This window comes from Psychromonas sp. (genome assembly GCF_041586535.1).
Classification (GTDB): domain Bacteria; phylum Pseudomonadota; class Gammaproteobacteria; order Enterobacterales; family Psychromonadaceae; genus Psychromonas.
The window spans coordinates 1-7,664 of record NZ_JBFGZY010000172.1; the positions used below are offsets into that span (position 1 = coordinate 1).

The window sequence follows — 7,664 nt, forward strand, 5'->3', positions numbered from 1 at the left end:
AAAAAAGGACTTACAGAGCTCGCCCGCTCATAACTCTAGACTGTCGTCTAATTCGCTCCGCGCCCCTGTGATTTAAACAAAAGGGTATAACTTCAGTAACGTTTATGAGTACTTTGCCGGTTTAACTGCTGTAAATAATCAAGTTTAGCGGCAATCTGTTTTTCAAAACCACGGTCGCTTGCCCGGTAGAACTTTGTCCCCTGCAGAGCCTCCGGCAGATAAACTTCGCCGGCAGCAAATGCACCGTCTTCATCATGGGCATAACGGTAACCTGTACCATGATTCAGCTCTTTCATTAATTTAGTCGGCGCGTTACGCAGATGTAACGGCACCTCATATTCCGGGAAATCTTGCACAGCCTGCTTAGCCATCGCAAAGGCAGTATAAACAGCATTACTTTTCGGGGCAGCAGCGCAATAAACGATCGCCTGAGCAATCGCCCGTTCACCTTCATAGGCACCGATTCGCGAAAAACAATCCCACGCGTTGATGGCGATCTCCATGGCGCGCGGATCCGCATTGCCGATATCTTCAGAGGCAATGGCTAACAGTCTGCGTGCAACATAAAGCGGATCACATCCACCAGCTAACATGCGCGCATACCAGTAAAGTGCCGCGTCGGGATCTGAGCCGCGCACCGACTTATGAAACGCGGAGATCAGGTCGTAAAACAAGTCTCCCTGTTTATCAAAACTCACTCCTTCACGCCCGGCAATCTCTTTTAACAGTTCTAAAGTAATGACCACGCTTTGCTGCGAATCAGCCCCCATATCTGCCAGCAGCTCCAGATAGTTAAGCGCTTTGCGCGCATCCCCCTGCACCAGTTGCGCGAGTTTTTCTTTTACATCACCGACAAATTGAATATTTTTGCCTGCTAAACCCTCAGTTGAACCACAGGCCTGGTCGATAACCGCCATTATTTCAGTTTCAGTTAACTTTTTTAATAAATATACCCGGGCTCTGGAAAGCAACGCATTATTCAGCTCGAAGGAGGGATTCTCCGTGGTTGCCCCGACAAACAATATAGTGCCGTCTTCAATAAAGGGTAAAAAAGCATCCTGCTGGCTTTTGTTAAAACGGTGTACTTCATCAACGAATAACAAAGTACGAATACCGCCGGCACGATTTTGCCGGGCAATGTCGATCGCTGCGCGGATCTCTTTTATCCCGGAAGTCACTGCGGACAAGCGCTCAACATGAGCATGACAGTAGGTCGCAATCAGTTCCGCCAGAGTGGTTTTGCCTGTACCCGGCGGCCCCCATAAAATCATGGAGTGCGCCATGCCGTTTTCCAGGGCATTACGTAACGGCTTGCCGGCGCTGATAATATGTGACTGGCCAATATAATCATCGAACACTTTGGGCCGCATGCGCGCCGCCAGCGGCTGAAAATCATTATTGGCTGCAAAAAGATCTCTCATCAACGCTGATCGTCTATTTCCACGCCATCGGGAATAGCAAATTCAAAGAAATTATTATTCCATGATGTAACCGGGGTTTTATGCTTTAAAGTAAACTCACTGCGCTGGCCCTGCGCTTCCAGGACCACAAATTTACTGACCTTGCCGGCATTATTAAACTCAAAGATAAATGTTCTGTCCTGCGCTGAGCCGCTGATATCGGTCACTGTGAACTGATTATCGGCTCTGCTAACCCGGTAGTTAGCCCATTGCGCATCATTAGCCCCGGAAAGCAGAATAAACGGCGTTCCCTGGATCGCATCACTTAAGTTAAGCAGGGTCACCTGTTCGATGAACGGGCTGTACATCCACATGGTCTGGCCGTCAGAGACAATTAAATCCTCCTCTGGCGAAGTCACTTCCCAGCGGAATTTACCCGGACGGGAGATAGCTAAGGTGCCCAAACTATCATTTAATATTTTACCTTCCGGGCTGCTGACGCGCTGTGAAAAATCCGCATTGAGGGTGCTGAATTTTGCTAATTTTTCTTTTAATAACTGCGCATCGCTTGCGGCATTCACGGCAACGGAAGTTAATGAAATTAACAGGGTAAATAGTAGAGCAGAAAACTTTTTCATCATTTTAATCCTTAACTGGCGGCGGCGCGAGCACATCGCGATTACTGTTGGCACCTGATGGTGCGCTGATCACGCCCTGTGCCTGCAGCTGATCCACCAGACGCGCGGAACGGTTGTAACCGATTCTGAATTTACGCTGTATACTGGAGATCGATACTTTACGAGTTTCAGTAATAAATTCAACTACTTCATCAAATAAAGCATCAATCTCGTTATCATTTTCGGCTTCTTCACCCGGTAATAAGGTATCCAGCCCACTGTCACCGTCAATAATCTCCTGCACATAGTTCGGCTCACCGCGTTTTTTCCAGTCAGCGACCACGCGATGCACTTCGTGGTCATCAACAAAAGCTCCATGGACACGGATCGGTACCCCGACGCCCGGCGGCATATACAACATATCACCGTGACCTAACAGCGTTTCCGCGCCCTGCATCCCCAAAATCGTTCTTGAGTCAATTTTACTGGATACCTGAAAAGCAATACGGGTGGGAATATTCGCCTTAATCAAACCGGTGATCACATCTACCGATGGACGCTGGGTTGCCAGGATCAGGTGAATACCCGCAGCACGTGCTTTCTGGGCAATACGGGTGATTAACTCTTCACATTTTTTACCGACAATCATCATCATATCGGCAAACTCATCCACAACCACCACAATATTGGGTAATTTTTTTAATTCAGGTGCCGTCGGGTCCATGCTGTCTCCCTCTTTCCAGAGCGGATCAGTTAATGGCGTGCCGGCTGCAGCCGCTTCTTTTACTTTACTGTTGTAACCAGCTAAGGTTCGTACTCCGATTTCAGAGAGCAGTTTATAGCGGCGCTCCATTTCGCCCACACACCAGCGCAGTGCATTGGCCGCGTCTTTCATGTCGGTAACCACTTCGGCTAACAGATGCGGGATCCCTTCATAAACGCTTAATTCAAGCATTTTCGGGTCAATTAAAATCAGACGAACATCTTCCGGTGCGGATTTATATAATAAACTGACCAGCATACAGTTCACCCCGACCGACTTACCCGAGCCCGTTGTACCGGCAACCAGAAGATGCGGCATTTTTGCCAAATCAACCACCACCGGCTGCCCGGAAATATCGGCGCCAAGTACCATACTTAAATTGGATTTACTCTCCTGAAAGGCTGCGCTGCCCAGTACTTCTGAGGAGTAAACAATCTCCCGGTACTTATTGGGTAACTCCAGCGCGATCACCGATTTTCCGGGAATTTGATCCACCACGCGCACACTCATGGCAGAGAGTGCCCGTGCCAGATCTTTTTCTAAACTGGTCACCGTACTCACTTTCATACCCGGGGCTAAATCAAGTTCAAAACGGGTGATTACCGGCCCGGGTAAGACATTGACCACTTCCGCTTTAATTTTAAATTCAAGCAACTTAGCTTCAACCAGACGGGCGGCATTATCCAGATCTTCCTGGGAAACCGGATGCACTTTTTTGTCCGGGCGATCCAGCAGTTCAATACTCGGGAAAGGCGCTAAATTTTCATCTATTTTGCGTTTAATAACCGGCCTTGCATGCTCCGGCAGATGATTGAAGTCATTTTTAGCCGCTTGCTTGACTTGTTGAGGCGCTGTTTTTACTTGTGCTGGTGCTGTCTGCTCCGGAGCTGCTTGCTGCTCTGTGAGAAAAGGCGGTATCTCCTCAGATTCTAAGGGCTCAAAAGAGAAATCAGGGAGATCATTTTTTTCATCCTCACCAAGATCAAAGGGAGCATCAAAATAATCATCATTAATATCAGGATCATCAAAATGCATTGTTTCGTTTTGCTCGGCAAACGTGTTATCCAAAGTCTCTACCGGCTGTGGCTGAACACGCTGCTTTTTACGCTTAACCCTGGGCGTCTGCGCAATCTGGTCAATTGCAGATTGTTGTTTTTCGGCATTACGCTTTTCTTTCCAACTGGCAAATTTTCCCGGCAATGCACATAACCAGTTAAACAAGTTGATCACCTGCGCGCCAAGCGTATCGATTAAACTCAGCCAGGAAAAACCGAGCAGTAAGGTTGTACCTGAAATCAGCAGGGTTAAAAGAATAAAATTAACCGCCAATAAACTGAAAAAACCTAACATACTCTGGGCGATAATATCGCCAATTAAGCCACCCGAAGGGTAATAATGGTAATCATCAAAGTTCAGGGACGCTAAGGCCGTTGTGCTGAAAACGGTAAAAATAAAACCGATAATCTTCAGGCCAAGATTTAAAAAATCAATATCCAGGGTAAATTTAGGCTTCCATAAAAAGAGCCAGGCACAGGTAGCAATCAGCGCGGGGATAAAATAAGCCAGCAGACCAAAACCATAAAACAGGATATCGGCTATCCAGGCGCCAACCTTACCACCGCCATTGTGAATTTCTGCTACCCATTGCTGCTGAGACCAGCTTGGATCAACAGGTGAAAAGGTGAACAATGAAATGCAGATAAATATGGAAACAAAAGCACAGGTAATTATTCCTACTTCTAATAATTTTTGCACACCGGAGAGCCGGTTAAGAAAGTTGTTTTTCGACAAAAGAATGTTCCTGTTAAAAATAATGAAAAAATTAATTAATCTATCTGCTTCTGTAAATAACTCAGGTTAAGTGTGAATACTTATATTTTACTGCTTTTGGGCCGTGGGCTTTAGCCCGCATAAAAAAACAAGATGCGGACTAAAAAAAGGAGTCGCAGAGCTTCTCCGCTCATGACAACAGACTGGCGTCTTATTCGCACCTCGCCCCGAGTAATTCAAATAAAAGCAATAAGTTCTCTACACCGTTGTTATTACCTGAGCCAACTGCACAAGCATGTTAATCTAAAAAATCATCCGGCAGCTGATGACGTAAACGCAGCCAAATTTTACCGCTGGCAAAAGCTGAATCGCGGACTACCTGCATAATCTGGCCTATCTCCCCCTTCTCTAATACCACTTTAATTTCAGAGTAAAAAGCCAGTGCAATAGATTTAGCCTCGGTATTGGAAAAGTAAAAACGCCCAACCCGGCGATACAAGTCCTGCAACCCATTTAAAATCAAAACATAAATCATATTGTTAGAGGAAACCGCGACCTGATGGTAAAAACGGTAATCAAATTCTGTAAACACCTCGCTGTCGGCATCAATAGAAGGCACATCCTCTAAAAAAGAAAGCACACTTGTGGCGTTATGTTTTGCCGCCATGCGCAAAATAATTGCGCTCACATTGGTACGTACGGACATCAGTTGATCAATATAATCCCCACGGCTGGCAATATCAAGGCGGGTAATGGTACTTAAAACATTTAGACTGGAGGTTTCCCAAAAATCATTAACTTTGGTTGATTTACCGTGGCGGATAGTTATCCAGCCATCTTTTGACATGCGCTGCAGCACCTCACGCAGGGTTGTCCGGGTCACCCCTATTTTATCAGCAAGCTCACGTTCCGGGGGTAATTCTGAATGTACTGCAATAGAGCCGTTCCAGATAGACTCTATCAGGTACTGTTCAGCGACATCCGCCGGCCCTTTTGTTTTTTTTATCATGTAATTATCGCCATTGCTTTTTTATTTTTATATTCTATCACGACTTTATACATCAAGTGCAAACAGTCAACTGTGAGACTCTTCACAGGCAAAATACTCAATCCCGCCATTAATGCCTTTTCATTTATTACTGGAGAGTGATAATCTTCATAATTAATTGTTTTTCATATTAGGAAGCATTGTGTTATTCACTTTAAAAAACCTTTCCAAACAACGCTGGTCGTGGTTATTACTGGCCGCCAGTGCGCTCTCTCTTGAACTGTGCGCTTTATATTTCCAGCACGTTATGCTTTTAGAGCCCTGTGTGATGTGCATTTACGAACGTATCCCAATGATCGGTATTATCCTCTCGGGTTTACTCGGTGCCAGTGCGCCGCATAATATAGTGCTGCGTTTAAGCGCTTTTTTATTATGGGCAGTCAGTGCTGTCTGGGGACTTTTATTAGCGATAGAGCATACAGATTACCAGTTTAATCCCTCCCCCTTTGCCACCTGTGATTTTTTCCCTAATTTTCCAAGCTGGGCACCTTTGCACGAATGGATGCCCTGGTTATTTAATCCAACCGGTGATTGTTCTGAAATCGTCTGGCAATTTTTAGGTTACTCCATGCCGCAATGGTTAATTGTGAGTTTTTCAATATACATCGCATTATTTGCGGTTGTTGCCTTTTTTGCCTTGTTGGGCGCTAAAAAGTAACTTTTATATATTTTGCAAGTGCGCCTTTTAGGTGCGCGAGCACACCCTACGTTTGAGTCACCGGTTTATCATGTGATTAATCTGTAGGGCGCATTTAACTCTTCGACATCTTGCCGGAAAGTGCTTTGAATTGTAGTTCAGCCTTTGGGACGCGGAGCGAATTAGACCACAGTCTAGTATCATGAGCGGAGGAAGCTCTGCGACTCCTTTTTTCAGTCCGCATGAGGTAAATTTAAAACTAAAAAATGCGGACTGAAGTCCGCGCCCCAAGACCACGAATAAATAAATGGTGCGCGAGCACACCCTACAATTGCAGATTTGATCATAAATCTTACGGCTGTGGTACATGCCGTGCGCCACCAGCACTGCTCAATAAAATTATACTGGTGCAGAAATTGCGGTCTATGCCACTTTTCTAAAATAAACTGCGTGCAGCATTGTTTAAAACAAGTTAGCGTTTAATACTACTATTATACTACATTTAAACTTCAAGGCTAAAGAGATGACAGAGAATGAATTAAAACAAGCAGCAACGGAACTATTAAATAGACGTGTCGCGGGTACTAAAGCGGACAGACTGGAAGAAAGTATTCGTCCGATCTCAGCTGATGATGCATTGCAGATACAGCAGCAGATGATCCAGCTACGGGCAGATACGGTAGGCGGCTGGAAATGTCTGCAACCAATCGCAGAAGATCAGTTTATTGTTGCCCCCATTTTTTCCGATACGATACAGCAAGGCGGACAATGCGCTCTATTTGCGGATAACGGTGTTGTGCGTATCGAGCCGGAAATCGCCTTTGTATTAGGTAAGGACTTACCCGCACAACAAGAAGATTACAGCAAAGCACAAATAGACGAAGCTATTGCCAGCAGCCATATGGCACTGGAATTAATGCAGGGACGTTATGCTGATGGCATCGACGTCCCCTTTAATGAAAAATTAGCCGATGGTTTATTGAACCAGGGTTTATTTATCGGTCCTGAGATCAGTAAATCAGACGCTTATAACGCAAGCAAAATAAACATCACGGTTAAACAGGGTGAACAGAAACAACAGTTCGCTGGCACACATCCCAATACCCTGCCGCAGATTCCTCTGTACTGGCTAATTAATTTCATGAGTAAACGCGGCAGCAGCTTTAAAGCCGGTGAAGCGATTATTACCGGCTCTTATGCAGGTATTGTCGAAGTGGCATTTGCTCAGCCAACAGAAATTGAATATGAAAATCTTGGCAAATATACTGTTGAGTTTAAAGCAATCAAATAATACCAAATCCGATAATTATCTATTCATTTATGCTTGTTAAAATGAATGCTAGCTTCGTTATTGATTTTGCAATTAGAACAACTAGTTACTGCAATCAATGCCTTGCTTTCATCCATTTTTCCTACGCCTAAATAGATC

At 45.1% G+C, this 7,664-nt stretch carries 6 protein-coding genes; 2 read left to right on the forward strand and 4 right to left on the reverse strand.

Annotated elements, in window-relative coordinates; translation table 11 throughout:
• Nucleotides 1-92: 92 nt before the first annotated feature.
• From ABZA00_RS15530 to fadR, 4 genes are all read right to left on the reverse strand, one after another.
• On the reverse strand, nt 93-1,421 hold the full coding sequence (locus ABZA00_RS15530; RefSeq protein WP_372883067.1) for a replication-associated recombination protein A: 1,329 nt from the start codon (nt 1,419-1,421) through the stop codon (nt 93-95).
• The gene (gene lolA, locus ABZA00_RS15535) at nt 1,421-2,041 is read right to left on the reverse strand and encodes an outer membrane lipoprotein chaperone LolA (RefSeq protein ID WP_372883068.1); all 621 of its coding nucleotides are present in this window, start codon (nt 2,039-2,041) and stop codon (nt 1,421-1,423) included. Before lolA ends, ABZA00_RS15530 begins: the two co-directional genes overlap by 1 nt.
• Nucleotide 2,042: 1 nt before the next feature.
• Nucleotides 2,043-4,571: a DNA translocase FtsK gene (locus ABZA00_RS15540; RefSeq protein ID WP_372883069.1), complete on the reverse strand. Its 2,529-nt coding sequence runs from the start codon at nt 4,569-4,571 to the stop codon at nt 2,043-2,045.
• 277 nt (nt 4,572-4,848) lie between these two features.
• On the reverse strand, nt 4,849-5,559 hold the full coding sequence (fadR, locus tag ABZA00_RS15545; RefSeq protein ID WP_372883070.1) for a fatty acid metabolism transcriptional regulator FadR: 711 nt from the start codon (nt 5,557-5,559) through the stop codon (nt 4,849-4,851).
• 181 nt (nt 5,560-5,740) lie between these two features.
• Between fadR and dsbB the strand changes: the two genes are divergently transcribed.
• A complete protein-coding gene (dsbB, locus tag ABZA00_RS15550) occupies nt 5,741-6,256 on the forward strand; it encodes a disulfide bond formation protein DsbB (protein ID WP_372883071.1) in 516 nt (171 codons plus the stop codon).
• 502 nt (nt 6,257-6,758) lie between these two features.
• A complete protein-coding gene (locus tag ABZA00_RS15555) occupies nt 6,759-7,526 on the forward strand; it encodes a fumarylacetoacetate hydrolase family protein (RefSeq protein WP_372883072.1) in 768 nt (255 codons plus the stop codon).
• The last annotated feature ends 138 nt before the right edge of the window (nt 7,527-7,664 follow it).

Bases quoted from the DNA above. Each gene is read 5' to 3' on its own strand.
- ABZA00_RS15555 (WP_372883072.1), top strand. From the start codon at position 6,759: ATGACAGAGAATGAATTAAAACAAGCAGCAACGGAACTATTAAATAGA.
- fadR (WP_372883070.1), bottom strand. From the start codon at position 5,559: ATGATAAAAAAAACAAAAGGGCCGGCGGATGTCGCTGAACAGTACCTG.
- ABZA00_RS15530 (WP_372883067.1), bottom strand. From the start codon at position 1,421: ATGAGAGATCTTTTTGCAGCCAATAATGATTTTCAGCCGCTGGCGGCG.
- lolA (WP_372883068.1), bottom strand. From the start codon at position 2,041: ATGATGAAAAAGTTTTCTGCTCTACTATTTACCCTGTTAATTTCATTA.